The sequence below is a fragment of the Bacteroides sp. AR29 genome (genome assembly GCF_900217715.1).
In the GTDB taxonomy this organism is placed as follows: Bacteria; Bacteroidota; Bacteroidia; order Bacteroidales; family Bacteroidaceae; genus Bacteroides; species Bacteroides uniformis.
This window is the reverse complement of sequence record NZ_OBMS01000010.1, coordinates 39,471-58,711: the sequence shown is the minus strand read 5'-3', so window position 1 is coordinate 58,711 and position 19,241 is coordinate 39,471. Positions and strand designations below refer to the sequence as shown.

General features: G+C 47.5%; 8 protein-coding genes. 6 read left to right on the top strand and 2 right to left on the bottom strand.

What is annotated here, in order from left to right:
- Positions 1-2: 2 nt before the first annotated feature.
- Positions 3-962 carry a FimB/Mfa2 family fimbrial subunit gene (locus tag CSD97_RS08460; protein WP_005833650.1) on the bottom strand — a complete coding sequence of 320 codons (960 nt, stop codon included), beginning with the start codon at positions 960-962 and terminating at the stop codon, positions 3-5.
- 347 nt (positions 963-1,309) lie between these two features.
- Between CSD97_RS08460 and CSD97_RS08455 the strand changes: the two genes are divergently transcribed.
- From CSD97_RS08455 to CSD97_RS08440, 4 genes are read left to right on the top strand one after another with little or no spacing between them, the layout of a single operon-like run.
- Complete coding sequence (locus CSD97_RS08455) at positions 1,310-4,504, top strand: TonB-dependent receptor (protein WP_098032273.1); 3,195 nt, start codon at positions 1,310-1,312, stop codon at positions 4,502-4,504.
- A 13-nt stretch (positions 4,505-4,517) separates the two neighbouring features.
- Positions 4,518-6,197: a RagB/SusD family nutrient uptake outer membrane protein gene (locus CSD97_RS08450; RefSeq protein ID WP_016272026.1), complete on the top strand. Its 1,680-nt coding sequence runs from the start codon at positions 4,518-4,520 to the stop codon at positions 6,195-6,197.
- A 41-nt stretch (positions 6,198-6,238) separates the two neighbouring features.
- A complete protein-coding gene (locus CSD97_RS08445; protein WP_005824411.1) occupies positions 6,239-8,209 on the top strand; it encodes a hypothetical protein in 1,971 nt (656 codons plus the stop codon).
- A gap of 8 nt (positions 8,210-8,217) precedes the next feature.
- The gene (locus CSD97_RS08440; protein WP_098032272.1) at positions 8,218-10,839 is read left to right on the top strand and encodes a hypothetical protein; all 2,622 of its coding nucleotides are present in this window, start codon (positions 8,218-8,220) and stop codon (positions 10,837-10,839) included.
- A 394-nt stretch (positions 10,840-11,233) separates the two neighbouring features.
- On the opposite strand, the gene CSD97_RS08435 is transcribed toward CSD97_RS08440, so the two are convergent.
- The gene (locus CSD97_RS08435; RefSeq protein ID WP_098032271.1) at positions 11,234-12,805 is read right to left on the bottom strand and encodes a glycoside hydrolase family 43 protein; all 1,572 of its coding nucleotides are present in this window, start codon (positions 12,803-12,805) and stop codon (positions 11,234-11,236) included.
- A gap of 250 nt (positions 12,806-13,055) precedes the next feature.
- Here CSD97_RS08435 and CSD97_RS08430 point away from each other — a divergent pair, with 250 nt between their 5' ends.
- Both CSD97_RS08430 and CSD97_RS08425 read left to right on the top strand, forming a co-directional pair.
- Positions 13,056-14,837, top strand: coding sequence for a cellulase family glycosylhydrolase (locus CSD97_RS08430; RefSeq protein WP_098032270.1), 1,782 nt, complete (start codon positions 13,056-13,058; stop codon positions 14,835-14,837).
- Positions 14,838-15,056: 219 nt separating this feature from the next.
- Entirely contained in the window at positions 15,057-19,139 is a 4,083-nt protein-coding gene (locus CSD97_RS08425; RefSeq protein WP_244284022.1) for a hybrid sensor histidine kinase/response regulator transcription factor, read from the top strand.
- The last annotated feature ends 102 nt before the right edge of the window (positions 19,140-19,241 follow it).

The window sequence follows — 19,241 nt, the reverse complement described above, 5'->3', positions numbered from 1 at the left end:
GCTCAATCCAATGAAGGGACATCGATTGTCTGGCTTTCCTCGTTCCAGTTGTCAAGGGTGAATTCTCCGGATGATTCTTCGGAAAAGATGTCTCCCAGAGTGAGGGTCAGGGTCAGTTTGGAGTTTGCTTCCAAAGGTCCGTTCAATGTTTGCTTGAAACTTTTCACGTTTCCATTTTTCAGTATGATGCTCATCTGGAATTCCGGTTTCCCGAAAGAAGGGAAGAGCATGACGGTGGCGTTGCTCATTTGTGTACCGTCGACGGAACGGACCAGAGGGAAGGCTACTGTGCGTGGGCTTCCTTGAGGAGCGGCGGTGTAGAAATTCAGTTCTCCAGCAATATTGGTGATGCGCACCACCATGCTGTCGATGCTCGAACTGAGGATGCCGTTGTTCTTGTCCTTGATGATTACTTTCAGTCCGGTCACTACCCGTTTGAGGGATGCTTTCAGGTCCTCACTTCCAATGTTGGCAGGCTGGACGGCGTGTACCAGGTCGAATACCGGATAATAGGTTGTGTCCGCTTCCATTTTGAATAGGGAGAAGTGTTGCCGGGACATGTCTTCGCCTAAGATGTAGACCGGGTCCCTCATGAGAGGATGTGCATAAATCGGCTCCTCGTATTTAGGGGTTCCCCAATAAATCATGTTATAGAGACCTGCGGGTAAGGATAACTCTCGATTGACGCCATCGTTATAGAAAGCTCCGTCTTTAACTTGGTAGTAACCGTAAAAAGGTGTCAGCTTCCGGTTTATGTAGTTTCCATAATAAATAGAGGTGCCCGCCTTGCAGGGCATGATGGTCAGTATGCCGGTCAGCGGGCTTTGTCCGCTTTCTGTGGACACGTCCATCAAAAGTCGTGGTGATACCAACTCACTGCTTTTTTCTATCTGGGGCGGATTGTCATCGGCGCAGCTTGCCACGATTGCGGCAAGTACTGCAAATACTACTAATTTTTTCATTATCTGTTAAGCTTTAGGTTGTTCTTCCTTGAGAACGTTTTTAGAAAGAAATGGTTCTTTGTACTCCGGAGAAAGTATATTGGGGATGGAAAAGTGAGGTGAAACCAATTCCGGTATTGAGGGGAATGGGAAGAATAGCCCCTCTTCAAAAGGCTTAGAGAAGGGACGGAAAACAAATTATACCTTTTTTAGTAACATTTTAGAAGCCTTGATTAACGAAATCATATACTCTTCGTAACAATTTCTCGACATTCTTTTCTTGTTCCTCCATACATTTGCATCCGAGTTCTTTGGTATTAATTGAAGAACACAATGAATCTTTGATATTAACCATTAAATAATGTACAATGAGAAAAACATTCTTGGAAAAGTGCATAAATCTGCGTTTATGCCGTGTTGCATTGGTACTTTTGTTTCTTGTACCTGCAATCAGTAGCCTGCAGGCTAATCCTTCTCAAAACAAGACCATTTCGGGTGTTGTGACATCGGCTACGGATAGTGAGCCGTTGATAGGTGTCAGCGTGCAGGTGAGAGAAACCGCTACGGGTGGAATTACCGACATTGATGGCCGGTATTCGGTAAGTGCCCAACAAGGACAGACACTGGTGTTTTCTTACATCGGTTATCAATCACAGGAAATCAAGGTAGGTACTTCTTCCGTCATCAATGTGGTGCTGAAGGAGGACACGGAAATGTTGGATGAAGTGGTTGTAGTGGGCTATGGTGTCCAGAAGAAGAAATTGGTGACGGGTGCCACTGTTCAGGTGAAGGGTGACGAAATAGCCAAGATGAATACAACCAATCCCTTGCAGGCTATGCAGGGACAGACACCGGGTGTAAGTATTGCTTCGACTTCCGGTCAACCGGGTGCTGACATGAAAGTGAGTATCCGTGGTCTTGGTACCGTGGGAAATAGTGCTCCTCTTTATCTGATTGATGGTGTGGGTGGTGATATTTCTACTTTGAATCCTGCCGATATTGAAAGTATAGATGTACTGAAAGATGCGGCTAGTGCGGCTATCTACGGTTCGGCCGGTGCTAATGGTGTAGTGCTTATTACTACCAAGCAAGGGCGCGAAGGTAAAGCGCAGATTAGTTTCGATGCTTATTATGGAATACAGAATGTAGCTCGTAAGGCCAATATGCTGAATGCAAAAGAGTATATGGCCATTATGGATGAGCAGGCTTTGAATAGCGGACTTTCGGCTTACGATTGGAGCCAATACCAGTCTATTTACGATGCCAACGGCAATGTGTATGATACGGATTGGGTAGATACTATGTTCAAAGATAATGCCACAACGGAGAGCTATACGCTGGGTGTCACTGGTGGAAGCGCAACTTCCACTTATGCCCTTTCGTTAGGATATATGAGTCAGGAAGGTATTGTCGGCGGTTCGGATGTGTCTAACTATTCGCGTTACAATTTCCGTGTGAACAGCGAGCACAAACTTTTCAAGGATATTTTGAAAGTGGGCGAGCAGGTGAGTTTTGTATATAAGATGAATAACGGTATCAGTGTAGGCAACCAATATAATAATACCTTACGCGGTGCATTCGGAACATCGCCTATCGCTCCTGTCTATAGCGATAATAATCTTTATGATTCGCCTTACAATGACACCAGTACCAGTGACTGGAATAAAGGTGATGGAAACCCTTATGGTTTAATGATGACCGACAGCAACAATGAGAACAAAACGGCTACTTTTTCCGGTAATGTTTATGCTGAATTGCAGCCTGTCAAGAATTTGAAGATAAAGTCTGTATTCGGTGTGGTTTATGGTTCCAGCGAATACCGTAGTTTCAAGCCTCTCTACAAGTTCAGCCAATATATATATAATGAAGAACGTACTACCGTATCTCAGAATGCCAATCACTCTTTGGGTATGACATGGACCAATACGGCTTCTTATGACTGGACTATGGGAGAACATTCGTTCAACGCCTTGCTGGGTATGGAAGCCTATCGTTACGAGGGCACTTATATCGAAGCTAAAAATGGTATGCTGAAAGAAGGTTTTGATGATTGGGAACATGCTTTTGTGGGCAACGGAACGGCCTCCGATTCGACCAACGGCTTGGGTGCCAGTGGCAATCCGCATACCGAGAGCCGCAAGGTGTCCTATTTCGGCCGATTGGGTTGGAACTGGAAAGAAACTTATATGGTCAATGCTACTTTGCGTGCAGACGGTTCGAGCAACTTTGCCAAAGGCAACCGTTTTGGTTACTTCCCTTCGGTATCGGCAGGATGGACCATTACTAACGAAAAATTCATGGAAAATACGCAAAACTGGCTCGACTTCCTGAAACTACGTGCCAGCTGGGGACAAGTGGGTAATGCCAACATTGACGCATTCCAATATCTGGCTCCTATCAAGAGTACCAATACTCACTATCTTTTCGGTAGCGGTTACGGCGATTCGGATGCTGCGGCACAGCTCGGAACCAACTGGGGAGCTTACCCCAGTCGTCTGGCTAATGCGAACATCAAGTGGGAGACTTCACAGCAGACCAATATCGGTCTTGATGCCCGATTCCTCAACAGTCGCCTGGGTGTTAATTTCGATTTCTACATTAAAGATACTAAAGACTGGCTCGTGGTGGCTCCTATTCTTGCTACTGCCGGAGCAGGTGCTCCTTATATTAATGGCGGTGGAGTGAAAAACACCGGTGTGGAACTCAATCTTACTTGGAATGACCAGATAGGCAAGGACTTTAGTTACAATATCGGTATCAACGGTGCCTACAATAAGAATAAGGTCGGAGAGATTCCTAACGACGATGGTATCATTCATGGTTCTACCAACCAGTTGTATGACAATACTCCTGAATTCTATCGTGCCGAGAATGGCAAGCCTATCGGTTATTTCTATGGTTTCAAGACAACAGGCGTATTCCAAAACAATCAGGAAATAGAGGATTGGATTAAGGCCGGTAACGGTGTGCTGCAGGCTGACGTACAACCGGGTGACGTGAAGTTTGTGGACATCAACCATGACGGACGGGTGAACGAGCTTGACAAGACCGATCTTGGCAACGGTATTCCTGATTTCACCATGGGCTTCAATCTCGGTTTCAACTGGAAAGGGCTTGATTTCTCTGTAGTGGCCAACGGCGCTTTCGGGCAGCAGATTGTCCAGAGTTACCGTAACCATACCTCCAAGCAAGCCAATTATACTACTGCTATTTTAGGGCGTTGGACAGGAGAGGGAACCAGCAATCGCATACCTCGTGTCACAGACCAGAATCTCAACTGGCAGTTCTCCGACCTTTACGTGCAGGATGGTGATTACCTGCGAATCAGTAACATTACTTTGGGCTACGACTTTGCCAAGCTACTGAGATGTAAGGCCATCAGCCAGTGCCGTATCTATGCTCAGGTACAGAATGCGTTCACATTTACCAAATATGACGGCATGGATCCGGAAATAGGTTATGGTCCCGAAGGAGATAACGGACAAGGTTGGGTGTCGGGCGTTGATTTAGGTTATTACCCCCGTCCCCGTACCGTATTGTTTGGCGTTAACTTGAAATTTTAAAATATAGACTGATATGAAGAAAAACAAAAATATATTTATGGCAAGTGTCCTGCTCCTGAGTTTGGGACTGGCTTCGTGTACCGACAGTTTTCTCGATGTTACGTCGAAGACTGAATCTTCAACCGGTACATTCTATAAGACTGAAAAAGATGCTTATCGTGCTCTGATAGGTTGTTATGATGGTTGGCGCCAGACTTCATCAGCCATGATGGTAGGGTTTTATATGGCTTCCGAGGTGATGAGTGCCGAGTGTTTTGGCGCTACCGGAAATGCCGATGGACGTGGCTATCAGGCCATTGACCGTTTTGACATCTCCCAATCGCCGGCTGACCTCAACCTATACGAAGGTGACTGGAAAAATTATTATGCGGGCGTCTATCGTTGCAACGAGCTGATAGCTCATGAAGAGCAGATTGTATGGAATGAATCGGATAGCAAACGTGGTATCTATATGGGCGAATGTCGTACGTTGCGTGCATTGCTTTATCTGGATATGGTTCGTTTATGGGGGAATATCCCACTCTTTCTGGAACCGGTAAACGAAAATCGCGCTCCTTCACCTGCCAAAGAGGTGTTCAGTGCCATATTTACTGACTTAAAATATGCTATCGAGAATATTCCCGGTGACGCTTATCCCAAGGCCGACTATACCAAGAACGACGGACATATTACAAAATATGCCGCCGAGGCTTTGCTGGCACGTGCCTATCTTTTCTATACCGGATATTACGGTGAAGAACCTGTAGAGGTGACTCGTGCCGAAGCTTTGGCTGCTGTAGAAGACGTAATCGCTTCAGGAGAATATGGTTTGGTACCGCAATTCAAGAATTTATGGCCGGCTTCTTCTGCAAAAGTGGCCGAAAAAGGAGACTATGAAACTTTGAAGGGTACATATGCCGGTGATGGAAACAAGGAAACCATTCTTGCGTTGAAATTTACCGCTACTCAGGATTATAACGGGAATAATGACTCCAACCGTTGGCAGGTGATGTTGGGTATGCGCCAGCTTAATGCTGCTCCCTATTGCAAGGGATGGGGCGCATTGACGGTAAATCCTGATTTTGTGGAAGCGTTTCCCTCTGGTGACCTCCGCCGTTCGGCTTCTATCATTGATTTGGTAGGGGAAGGAATCACCGGTTCGGCCGACTTTACCACCAGTTTTAATGACTGGCGTGAATATACCGGCTATGCTGTGAAGAAGTATGCTCCCCTTTGCTATGCCGATGGAAGCCATGCCGGTAAGCAGGATGGTAGCGGTGACTTCCAGACACAGAACCGCCAAGACTACGTTATTATCCGTTATGCCGACGTATTGTTGATGGCCGCAGAACTGGGCAGCCCCAATGCGCAAACTTATTTCGACCAAGTGCGTAAGCGTGCTTATCAGGTTGATGACAACGGAACAGTATCGGCCAACTATCAAGCTAAGAGTGTGTCTCAACAAGCTATTATGGAAGAACGTCGTCTTGAATTTGCTTTTGAAAGCATTAATTATTGGGATCTCCTGCGTCAAGGTATAGACGTGGCAGCCGAGAAGCTCGCCTTGAATGGTGTCAAGGTGAAGAGTGGAGGCACTGATGATGCGGTAACCATACGGGCCGACCGTGTGAAAGCCACCAAAGGCTTGAGCCAGATTCCTTATAATCAAATTAACCTTTCACAGAGTGTACTTGTGCAGAATCCCGGATGGTGAGTACCATTAATAGAGTAAATAAAAAATAAAAACAATAAGATATGAGACTTAAATCATTCTTTTCCATATTGGCAGGAGCGGCTTTGATATTTTCCGCTTGCTCGCCCGAAGAGTACGAGATGGGGGCAAAAACCTATGTCTCCGATGATTTGGTGGAAGGTATCGCCTATACGGTGACCCCTGATGCCAATGATCCTAATACGATTCATCTGACTTCGCTCATCAAGGGAGCCACTCCCTTGTGGGTCACTCCAAGCGGTCCTTCTCAAAAGACCACTCTTGACTTGGCACTTCCTTTTGCCGGAGAATATAGCGTGACTTTCGGCGCTTCCACACCGGCAGGTCCGGTATATGGCGAACCATATACCTTCAAGGTAGAGACCAATAACTTTGCCATGCTCGAAGACCCTATCTGGGCTAACCTTGCAGGTGGAGTGGGCAAGAGCCGTAAGTGGGTTCCCATTGACAAGAACTTTGGTATTGGCCGTTGTTCGGGACCGGTGATGTACATGAGCCACACTGATGTGAAAAATGATGGAAGCAATATTACCGACCTTATGATTGGTAGCGCCAATTGGGCTCCCAACTGGGATCCGGGTATCCAATCGTGGCTCATTCCGGCAGACGACCCCTATTTCCAGTCGTACATCACTTTCGGCCTGGATGCTGTGAAAGGCTGTACGGTGGAACTTCATCGGGTGGCTGCTTCGGGCACGACGGATGCCACCGGAACTTTCAACTTGAATGTGTCTGACCCGAAACGCCCTGTCATATCTTTCTATGGCGGTACCTATTCATTGCATAACGAGGGTTTTGATGATGTCTGTTCCAACTATACCAACGACATCAAGATTATAGAATGTACTCCTTATCTGCTGCAGGTAGCTACGATGCGTACCAATAGCGAAGGTCCGTGGTGGCTGGTGTGGAACTTCATTTCCGAAGAGGCTTATAATGACCCCAGTATCATACCGACTGAAGATCCGGGTTTGCTTCAGCCTGCCGAAGTACAACAGCCTGCCATTGAAGATTTGGCAACCAAACTGTTCACTACTGAAATCAACGGTGTCACCTATGTGGGCAATGAGGCACGCTTCCTCATCAATGATGAAGAACCTTATGACTGGACATGGTGGAATGGTGGCTCTGCTGCTTGGGAAAGCGTAGTGAAGGGACAGTACGGTTCTTCATGGGCACCTGTGGCCGATGCTTCCATTGCCGACTATGAGCTGGTATTGAGCAGCACGGCCGATGGCTACAAATGGGATGACGGTACCAATGCCGGTAAGCTTGCCATTGAAGACGGCAAATTGAAATTTATGGATGCCGACGGCAATCCGGTTGAGATAACCGTCCTCACCGCTACCGGTGATAAGCGCACGGTGGAAGTGAAGGGAAGCGAGTTTACCGTAATGGCTTGCGATGTCACCAGCTCTTTCCAGATGGGTGTGCCTGCAACGACCAATGACAAGGGAGCCGTGGATTCTTATCTTTGTGCCAACCTCAACTACAAACCTATCGCTACCGGACCTACCGGGCCTACTGAAATCAAGGTAGACAACAGCAAGGTACAAATTCTTTTCGGTGACGGAAATCCCGATCGTTTGCGCTTGCAGTTCTACAATCCTTGGGGCGGTGGTGACGCGGGATGGCCGATCGACATCACGAAGGTGAAGTTGAAAAAGAACCAGACGCTGAAGATACAGTACAAAGTGCTGAGTGGAATCACTTGGAACGAGGGCGCGACTCCTAAGACCGTGATTATGGACAATAACATCGGAAATGCTTGGGAAGACGACTGCTACAACCTGGCTCACGCCGTGGCCTTTGACACTGCCGAAGGAGCTGTACAGACTGTGTCCGTGACCAATACCACCGGTGCCACTGTGACTTACGAAGGAAGCAGTTGTATCTGTATCGGTATCCAGAATAAGGGACTTGCTACTGTGGCTGCCACCGAAGACGGACAGCCGGATGTGAAGGTTGAGATAATTTCGATGACCATTGAATAACCACTTAAATGAATTTAGTATATATGAAGACAAAGATATATTTAGGAATACTTTCACTTGCATTGGGTCTTTCGCTGGCTTCGTGCAGTGAAGATGACGACTATACTATCCACACCACCCCGATTCTGAACGAATCGTCGGTGGTGACGGGGTCGTCCGATGTGACCGCCACTACCGCTACGCTCCATGCCACGCTCTCCGGGTTGGATGGCATGGATGCCGGAAGCTATAAGACCGGCTTCTTCTATGGCTCTGCGCAAGACAACCTGCCCGAGGACGTGCAGGCTGCTTATGACGGCAGCGCCTTCAGTGCTCAGTTGAATGGGTTGAGCAATAACTCCACGCTCTATTATCAGGCTTATGTATGCTTGCAGGGCAAGGTGTATTACAGGGGCGAGGTGAAGAGTCTGCTCACCACCAATGCCAAGGTGGCTACTGCCGATGCCGCATCTGTCGACTTCGCTTCGGCTGTATTGGGTGGAACGCTGACCGATGCTACGGCCGATGCTACTTGTGGTGTTGTTATCTCTACTTCATCCGATGTAGAAGCGGTTCGTGCAGGCCTTATAGTGAAGAGTGAGGAACTTAAGGACAGCTATTCATTCGTCCATGAAGGGTTGGTGCCCGAAACGCAATACTATTATGCGGCTTACCTCAATCTGGGTAGCGGCATTGTGTATGGTGAGGTGAAGAGCTTCACTACTCCTGCCTATGACTTCAATCTCGACAATGACCTTGTCGACCTGGGACTCTCCGTGATGTGGGCTCGCTTCAATGTGGGTGCCAAGAGCGAGACTGGACTGGGTGGCCTTTTCGGATTCGGTGACTTGACCGGATGCAACAATAGCATCGACCCTGCCGACTATGCTTCGGCCGATACTTATAAAACGGCTTCCGACTTGGCTTTCCGTGCATTTCAAGGGCGTGCCACACTGCCTACTGCCGATGATTTCGAGGAACTCTTCACGTTGTGCCAGAAAGAGTGGACTGAGCAGAATGGAGTGACAGGTTTCAAGTTCACCGGTCCTAATGGTAATTCCATCTTCCTGCCTGCAGCCGGTACGCGTGTGGCAAACGATGTGACAGCGCTGGGTACTGAAGGATATTACCTCACCGGTACTGTCAACTCTTCCAATACAGAATTTGCGGTAGGTTACCAGTTTGCAGCTTCTGTCAATCACCGTATCACTGCCGCAGTTTATCAAGGTATGGCTGTACGCGCTGTTTCCACAGCCAAGAACGTACCGTTCAACAAGGCTCTGCTCTATCAGAAGTGGTATCTTGACAATGGCCAGGACGGTAAGCAGCACGCGTTTGAAGGACCTTTCACGCAGTGGGGTGTTACGGACAACTGGAGTACGGTTTCCAACGGACAACCCAACATTGAACAGCAGATTCATTGGGAGATGGGTACGGATAATGGCTGGATAGGTTATACTTACGGAAAGGACTATGGTTATATGGAGCTCAAGGAGGACGGTACGGTGAATATTCATCGTATTGCCGAAGACGGTACCGTGACCGATGAAACCGGTAAGTTTACGATTGACGAGGCGAATAAAGTGATTGACATCGACATAGATGTGCTTTGTGCCAATACTTGGATTGGCACGAAGAGTGGTAAGCTGAACATTCTGTCGTTGACTGCCGACGGCCTGCAGATTGCCCTGCCCGATGGCGACTATGGCTATTCGTTGAACTATTACAGCCAGGCCAAGGCCGATGCCGATGCGCAGGTTCCTGTATTGCTCAATATCGCCGATTCATCATGGGCAGGAAGTTGGGATGCACTGCTTGTAGCCATTTCACCCGAAGACTTGGCTGGACAGCACACGTTTGTTTTCGAGGGAACTTGTACCGATGCTATGGTGTTTACGCTTGACTTTGCCGGTATGGCGAAGCGCTATCCCAATTCGTTTGTACGCATTGACGACATCAAGCTGGACGGTACTTCCATCCGGTTTGATGCCAACCGCTTCTATTATGGCGACATTGAAGGAAACGGTAAGTACCGTGTTCAGTTGTTCAATGCTTATGGGGCTGGTTCTGTAGGCAATGCAGTTCCCCTCAGTCCGTTCAGCAATGTAGAAAATCAAGGTACCGAGCCTGCCATCCATTTCAAGGAGAAGCTTGAGATTGTCTGCACCGTCATTACCGACGGTACCGGTGCAGGTATTTATACGCCCAATCTGGTTACTGTCAATCCGGATTGGGGAAGTGCATGGGGATATAACGCAGGAGCTACGTTCGAGGTGAAATACGAGAACTTCCAGTACAGCCTTGTGGCTTCTCAGTTCGACATTAAGTACGAATCTGCCGACTATGCGGCAGGTTCCATCATGACCTTCGTTGAAGTGGCTGACATTTACAAGTATTTCCCCGGTTTACATGCCACACTTGACAACCTCTATCTGGATGGCAAGGAAGTGACATTTGATGCATCCAAAGTGCTCGATGCCAATGAATCCCCGAAGTATCGTCTGGAACTTTGGAATTGCTATGGGGCAACAAAGGATAAAGGGTGCGCTTTCGGTACTCCTGATGGTGATGTTATCAAGGAACTTGGTTTCAGCAGTTCTATGGAAGTGAAGTTCACGTTCCACACTCTTTTCTCTGTTCCTGAATGGTAAGAGGGATAGACGGAAATATACTGGTTAGATAGGAAATCCGGGATGCAGGCCATCCCGGATTTTTTGTTTTGCCCTCACCGGTGTGCATCGTTCTGATATAGATTGAAGAACCATAGAGAGAATAAAATAAAGGAGGTGGTCCGTAAGGCGGCGCTTTGATAGCTCTTTGCCTTGTACTTTGTTCGGACGGGATGGGTACTTATTGCGATAAACATAGTGATTTTATGGTATCTCCACTAAAGTGGTCCGCCTTGTTCATAGTAGTGAACAAATCAGCCCACTTAGGTGAACAAACTTGTTCACCTAAGTGGGCCGTTCATGAATCTTTGTACTGAACCGGACAGACAAAAGGGCGGAAGCGGAGAAAAGCAGGGGCTTTCTCTAAGATTGGCTGCTATTTTCCTTCGTAATCAAAGTATTCAAAGTCTGCATATGCTTTTGAGGTTTGAGAACCGGAGACGGCATACAATCCCAGCATGATTCCCGTAAAGCCACCGGCAGTTTCTGTACTGATATAGCGCGTATTCATTCGGCCCAGTTCTTTGAAGTCCTTTCCGTTTGTGGCATACTCGAACGAATAGATTTCGTTGCTGCCTTTTACACGGAGTTGTACTTTCCCCTGGGGCAGAATAACTTCCTTTTCCGTATGGGTCAATTCATTCAATTGGTAGCGCAATACTACAGCTTGTTTCCCGTCTGCCAATTGCTTGACTAATAAATCGTAATGGGACGATTCGAACATGTAGACCGTCAGGCCGGCTTCGTCGCCACTGGCGGCTTTTTTCAGTTGCATGGAAGTGGTGGCTGTGAAGTCGATATGTTCTTGCCGGCGGCCGGCAAAAGTAGGACTGCCTTTCCCGTTGTTCAGGTTTACGGGGGTTGCTTTCAGACGGAGGTTACCGGAAGCAAAAGTATAGTTTTCCGGATGATAGTTTCTGATATGAACCCATTCGGGACCTAATTTGCCGTTTTTGAAATCGGTGCGTGCAGGCTTGGGGGCAAGAGGATGTTGCGGTAGGGTTGGTACATCCATTTGCAGGGCTATTGTACCATCTCCGTTTACTACCGGCCAGGCATTCTTGTCCCAGCGCACGGGAGCAAGGTACGTTTCGCGTCCCAGCAGGTGATGGCTGCCGCTTTGCGGACGGAAAGCGAGACACACCATCCACCACGAACCGTCAGGAGCTTGTATCAGGTCGGCATGGCCGGTTCCTTGTATCGGGCTGTTCTGTGCATTCTTGTTGATGTGGGTCAGGATGGGATTGGCGGGGTTCTCTTCGTACGGGCCGTCTATATCGCGGCTACGGGCTATTGTCACTTTGTGCCCGTATTCCGTGCCGCCTTCGGAAATCAGCAGGTAATACCAGCCGTCTTTCTTGTAAATGTGCGGCCCTTCAGGGTGCCGTCCGCCCGTACCGTTCCAGATGCGTTTGGACTCGTTGAGTTGTTCGCCGGTTTTGGGGTTGATTTCGCACAGATAGATACCTACGCCCGGATTGCTGACAAGGTAACACTTGCCGTCTTCAAAATAGAGGGACGGGTCTATGCCGCCTTGCTTGAGCCATACGGGTTCCGACCATTCGCCACGCGGGTCGGTAGTGTGTACAAGGAAGTTGCCTTTGTCGGACACGTTGGTGGTAATCATGTAGAATGTACCGTCGTTGTAGCGGATGGTGGGTGCATAGATTCCTCCCCACGGGCCGGCGTCGTGAAGCGGCAGTTGTGAGGGGCGCGTCAGGCAGTGTCCGATTTGTTCCCAGTTGATGAGGTCTTTGCTGTGGAACAACGGTACGCCCGGAAAATATTGGAAACTACTGTTGACCAGATAAAAGTCATCTCCTGCGCGGCAGACACTCGGGTCGGGATGGAAACCGGGAATAACGGGATTTTGATAACCTTGCCGGTTTTGTGAAAAGCAGGACAGGCTGAGCGCCAGTCCTAAAAATAACATCATCTTTTTTCTCATAAGTACATTGTATTTTAAATAGTTTATCAGATATACGAATCAGTAGTTGAAGGAAGTATTTATACGCAAAAATAAAGTATTCCTTCGGTTCAAACAAGCCGGATGTGTCCGATGTCATTCAATGATTACTTTTGAACCCTATTCGGAAACAAATGATACCGTTGCAGATAACATGACATCGGTGTGTTTTCCGCCTTTTCCGTTACTTTTGCTTTCACTGATTTAACCATTATTTTTAATACGTAAAGACATGATGAAGAATATCATTGAAAAATTCCAAATTTGCCTGGTGCTGTCGGCACTGCTTTTCTCTTCTTTCGTTGCCGCATGTTCCGGCAATGATGATACTGTGACTCCGGAAATAACGATTCCCGCGAACATTCTGACGGATGGAATGACTTTCTCCAAGACCGGAGGAACAAGTACGCTGAACATCAAGTCGAACGTTGCATTGGAAGTTACCAGCAGTGCACCGGAGTGGTGTAAGGTTACTGCCGAAAGTTCTGCTTCGAGTAGTATTTTGAAGTATACCGTTATGGCAGAAGCCAATACGGACACGAGTGACCGTGAAGCCAAGGTAACGGTGAAAGCCGGAGGCAGCGAAGTAGGGAGCTTCACAGTGAAACAAACGGCTGCGGACGGATTAATCATATCCAACTCTACCTCTTTCGACCTGCCAGCTGCGGGAGGAGATGTTTCTGTGGTGGTGGAAACCAATGGTGACGTACAAGCCGTTTCTGATGTTTCTTGGATAAAGGCGGTCAATACCCGTGCCATGGAAGACAAGATTTTCAAGTTTACCGTCTCTTCCAATCCTCTGGGAGCGCGCGAAGGCCATATCACTTTTACTTTGGGTAGCCTGACGGAGACTGTGACCGTAAAACAGGCTGCGGGCGAGGTCGGCAATATGGGAAGCGACGCCAGGACACTTGCCGCCAAGATGTATGCAGGTATCAATATCGGCAACACGCTGGAAGCTTGTGATAACAAGAACAAGATAGCGAGCGAAACGTTATGGGGAAATCCTAAAGTGAGCGAGGCATATATCAAAGGGCTGAAGGCATTGGGATTTAATGCGGTGCGCATCCCTTGCGCGTGGGATTACTACATTGTGAATCCATCGACCTATGAGATAGATGCTGCATGGCTCGACCGTGTGAGCGAAGTGGTGGGCTACTGTGTAGCCAATGATATGTATGCCATTGTCAATATCCATTGGGATGGCGGTTGGCTTGAAGAGAGTATCACTCATGGTTACAGCAGCGAAGTAGATGCCAAGCAGAAAGCTATCTGGACACAGATTGCCAATAAACTGAATGCTTATGACGAACACCTGCTCTTTGCCGGATGTAACGAACCCGGACAGCAAGACCAGGGGAACGTTGGAACATCGGCCATAGATGTCATCTTGAAATACGAACAGACCTTCATTGATGCCGTGCGTGCCACCGGAGGGAATAATGCGAGCCGTTGCCTGATTGTGCAAGGTCCTTATACCAATATCGACAAAACGGTGAACGACTACACGATGCCCAAGGATGAGGTACCCGACCGTCTGATGGTGGAAGTTCACTTCTATGATCCCTATCAGTTCACCATGATGAACCATGACGAAACTTGGGGCAAGGTATTCCTTTATTGGGGTAAGGACAATCATGTATCCGGTTCCATTCATAACGCCACCGGTTACGAAGAAGATTATGTGAAGCAGCAATTCCAGAAGATGAAGACAGCCTATGCAGATAAGGGAATTCCTGTGATTGTAGGCGAGTACAGCGCCATGAAGCGGACAAAAGAAGACAAGATAGAGGGTACTTCCGAACTTGCCTATCCCGACATTGACCGGGAGATGCACAACAAGAGCCGCGCCTATTGGAATGAGGTAGTCACCCGAGAGGCCAAAAAACACGGTTGTGTCCCCTTCTATTGGGAAACCGGCGGTGACATGAACCGTGGTACGGGTACGCCGAAGGAGGCTTATGCCATTGAGGGCATCATGAAGGGAGCCGCAGCCGGTCAATACCCTTATTGATTGAGTGGTGGATAGAATAAAAGACAGTTTTTAAAAGTATCATACAAATAGGTTTTATAGGTTACAAGGATTGTTGATATAGTTTTTTTGATTGGTTACGGAGAAGTATGTCCGCGAGGGATATGCTTCTCCTTCTTTAAAAATCCTTGCCTTTTCTTGCTTTTCTGTTCGTTTTTCACTTCATTTGCAATAAAAATAACTTCCCTTAGCTCTGATAGTATGAAAAGACTGCAACTACTGCTCTTGTGGGTTTGGATGGTATGTTTCTCTGCTGCTTCACACGACTACATGTTTAAACATTTGGAAGTGAAAGACGGACTTTCCAATAATCAGGTTAATGCTATTTATAAAGATTCAAACGGATTCATGTGGTTTGGTACAGCTTCGGGGCTGAACCGCTATGATGGTTACAATATAAAGATTTATCGCAGCCAGAAAGATGATGAGAAATCTCTTCCCGATAGTTATGTCGAGGATATACAAGAAGATACGTCCGGTAATTTGTGGATACGTACGGGAGGCGGGTATGCCATTTACAACTCGGCTTCCGATGTTTTTGACCGTAATGTGGAAGCCTGGATGTGGAACATCGGTCTGACCGGAAATCCTTCGCTTATCTATATTGATAAGGAAAAGACTTTCTGGATCTATATTAATGGTAAAGGTGTTTACAGCTATAGAGAGGAACAGAAAAATGCCGTAGCAGTAAAGGGGGCGGATGAACTGCTTGCGAAAGCCGAAGTGTCCGACATGAAAGAATGCGGCGAAGGAATCCTGCTGGTTCTGAGTAACGGTATCTTGGCTTGTATAGATGAGGAAAAGCAAAATATCAAGTGGACCAATCCGGACATTGCCGAAGATTGCAGGGAAGTAAAGAATGCTACCTTTGATTTGTTTGTCGACCATAGTGGGCGGGCGTGGATATTCAGTGTGGAGGGGATGTGGATTTATAGCCTTTCTCAGAAGGTTTGGGAACAGCGTTCTCCCCGAACGGACACCTACAATACCGTACGTGCAGTGGCACAGGATAAATACGGATGTATATGGGTAGGCAGGGATCAGGATGGCGTTGAATTGATAGAACCGGCGGGACGGAAAATCCGTCTGGCGAATGAACCTAATAACGGGCGTACTCTGTCCAACAATACAATAACGGCTCTTTATGAAGATGAGGCCGGTACGATGTGGGTGGGAACCTACAAGAAAGGCATCTCTTTCTATAATGAAAGCATTTTCAAGTTCGGTATTGCCGATGTAGGCGACATCAATTGCGTGGAGGACGGAGGCGGTGACATCGTATGGCTGGGAACCAACGACCGCGGGCTGGTGCGCTGGAATAGCGTGACAGATGAACGTATGGTTTTTTCGCATACGGCAGATCCCCACTCTATCTCGAGTGATGTCATAGTCTGCCTTCTTCGGGACAGTAGCGGCAGAGTGTGGGCAGGTACTTTCTGGGGCGGACTGAATTGCTATGATGGGAACCGCTTTATCCATTACCGGTCCCGTAAGGGAGACAGTAACTCACTGGTCTACGACAATGTATGGGCATTGGCAGAAGATGCGGACAAAAATATCTGGATCGGTACGTTGGGGGGAGGATTGCAATGCCTGAATCCTCAGACGGGGATATTTACCACCTATTCTACAGGTAATTCAAACCTTGTGTCGGACTATATCTCATCCCTCTGCATCAGCTGTGACAATAATCTGGTTATCGGTACTTCGGCAGGGATGGCTTTCATGGACCTGAGGACCGGCGAGATTACAAATTTTGCAGGTACAAAATCGGGTAAGACCAGACTTTCCAACCAAAATATCAATCAAGTTTACGAAGATAGTCGCGGTTTGCTATGGATAGCCACGCGTGAAGGCTTGAATGTATATGACAGCAAACGGGATGAATTGTACGAAGTGCCTATCAAGCCCGGTTTCTCCAAACTATTGATATTAGGTATTACGGAAGATGAAAACAAAAGTATATGGATCAGCACCGGAGGAGAACTGATAAACGTGGTGTTGTCCGTTGACAGCAAGACGGAGCAGCCCGTGTTCCGTTGCTATACCTATAATGACAAGGACGGGTTGCAGAGTTGTGACTTCAACCAGCGTTCCCTCAAACGACTGCATACGGGCGAGATTGTAGTGGGAGGACTGTATGGGCTGAATCGCTTCCAGCCGGGCAACATAAAGTATAACCGTACGTTGCCCAAGGTTATGTTTACCGGTTTCCAGTTGTTCAATGAAGACGTGAAGGTGGGCAAGGAGTATGCAGGACGTGTCATCTTGAAGGAAGCTTTGAATGAAACAGAAGAAGTTGTCTTGGATTATAAGCAGAATGTGTTCACGGTGCTGTTTGCGTCGGACAATTTCGTGCTGCCCGAAAAGACACAGTATTTCTATAAATTGGAAGGATTTAATGAGAACTGGCTGACGAGTATGTCCGATATGCATCGCGTTACCTATACCAATCTGGCTCCGGGGACTTACATCTTAAAAGTGAAGGCTACAAACAGTGACGGATATGCGGGCACTGAAGAGGCTTCGCTCAAGATTGTCATTCTTCCGCCTTTCTGGATGACTCCGTGGGCATATATCGTTTATGCTCTTCTGATAGTAGGAGTTGTTTCCTTTTCACTTTATGCCGTACAACGGAGGGAACGTAATAAGTTCAGAATCCGCCAGATAGAGGAAGATGCGAAGAAGAGGGAGGAGTTGAGCCAGATGAAATTCCGCTTTTTTACGAATGTCAGCCATGAGTTGCGTACGCCGCTTACGCTGATTATATCGCCGATGGAAAGTATGATGAAGGAGATTACGGACGAAAAACTGCATGGCAAGCTGCAACTGATGTACCGCAATGCGCAGCGTTTGTTGAATTTGGTCAACCAGTTGCTCGATTTCCGTAAGAATGAGATGGCAGGATTGCATCTCACTTTGTCCGAGGGGGATATTGTGGCGTATGTGCGTAGCATCTGTGCTTCTTTCCTGATGCTTTCTGAAAAGAAACATGTACATCTGACATTTTTTTCGGCCATGGAATCGCTGAATATGTCATTCGACGAGGATAAAATTGGTAAAGTTGTGATGAATCTTCTATCCAATGCCTTCAAATTTACCCCGGACGGGGGACGTGTGGATGTGGCATTGGAAATGTCGAAAGAGATGTCCGGAAGATTGCTGATAAAGGTATCGGATACCGGTGTTGGCATTAGGGATGAAGACAAGGAGCGAATTTTTGAACGTTTCTATCAGGTGGAGCAGGAAGAACCGGAACACCAGTCAACGGGTAGCGGTATTGGCTTGAGCCTGGTACGCGACTTTGTGACGCTGCATGAGGGCACGGTGCGCGTTGTTGACAATGTGGGGTCCGGTAGTGTGTTCCTGATTGAGCTTCCGGTTAAACATGTGCATGTAAGTCCTTCCAAGCCTGCACCGCTTGCAGAAGAGGTGGAAGAGCATGAGGAACTTTTGCCGGATATGGAAGAGGAACCGCTTCCGGATGATTTGCCGGACGATATGGAGGAGGATAATGAAGATGAAAAAGAGAAGCCGTTGGCCCTGATTGTGGATGATAATGAAGATTTGGTTGCCTTCATGAAAGATAGTCTGAGCTTGTATTTCCGTATACAGTCAGCTTCTAATGGCCGGGAAGCTTGGCAGAAAATACCGGAACTGATGCCGGATGTTATTGTCAGCGACGTAATGATGCCCGAGATGGATGGAAATGAACTGTGTCGCTGGGTGAAGACCGATAAACGCACGAGTGACATTCCGATGATATTGCTCACTGCACGGCAGGCTGTGGAAGATAAAGTGGAGGGGTTGACCATCGGTGCAGATGATTATGTGACGAAACCTTTCAATGTGGAAATCCTGATTCTGCGTATGCGCAAGCTGATTGACCTGAGCAAGAAGCGCAAGGCAAAGTCGCTCATCGACCCCGAACCGAGCGAGATAGCCATTACTTCGCTGGACGAAAAGTTGGTGGAAAATGCCATCAAATATGTGGAGGCGAACATCGGTCGGTGTGACTTGTCCGTAGAAGAGTTGAGCCGGGGATTGGGTATGAGCCGGGTACATCTTTACAAGAAACTCTTGCAGATAACCGGTAAGACACCCATTGAATTTATCCGTGTCATCCGTCTGAAAAGAGCGGCGCAGATGCTGCGCGAGAGTCAGCAGAATGTATCGGAGATAGCGTATCAGTTGGGCTTTAACAACCCCAAGTATTTCAGCAAATATTTCAAGGATGAATTCGGTGTTTTGCCCTCTGTTTATCAGGAAAGAGAGGGCAAATAACAAAAGATACCCTTTATGGAAACATATTGTTTTTTAGGGGAATCAAAAGCGCCCTTTTGTTTCAACATCAGGGGGGCTCGTTTTTGGAGGAAATTTTCTATT

Bases quoted from the DNA above. Each gene is read 5' to 3' on its own strand.
- CSD97_RS08460 (WP_005833650.1), bottom strand. From the start codon at position 962: ATGAAAAAATTAGTAGTATTTGCAGTACTTGCCGCAATCGTGGCAAGC.
- CSD97_RS08455 (WP_098032273.1), top strand. From the start codon at position 1,310: ATGAGAAAAACATTCTTGGAAAAGTGCATAAATCTGCGTTTATGCCGT.
- CSD97_RS08450 (WP_016272026.1), top strand. From the start codon at position 4,518: ATGAAGAAAAACAAAAATATATTTATGGCAAGTGTCCTGCTCCTGAGT.
- CSD97_RS08445 (WP_005824411.1), top strand. From the start codon at position 6,239: ATGAGACTTAAATCATTCTTTTCCATATTGGCAGGAGCGGCTTTGATA.
- CSD97_RS08440 (WP_098032272.1), top strand. From the start codon at position 8,218: ATGAATTTAGTATATATGAAGACAAAGATATATTTAGGAATACTTTCA.
- CSD97_RS08435 (WP_098032271.1), bottom strand. From the start codon at position 12,805: ATGAGAAAAAAGATGATGTTATTTTTAGGACTGGCGCTCAGCCTGTCC.
- CSD97_RS08430 (WP_098032270.1), top strand. From the start codon at position 13,056: ATGATGAAGAATATCATTGAAAAATTCCAAATTTGCCTGGTGCTGTCG.
- CSD97_RS08425 (WP_244284022.1), top strand. From the start codon at position 15,057: ATGAAAAGACTGCAACTACTGCTCTTGTGGGTTTGGATGGTATGTTTC.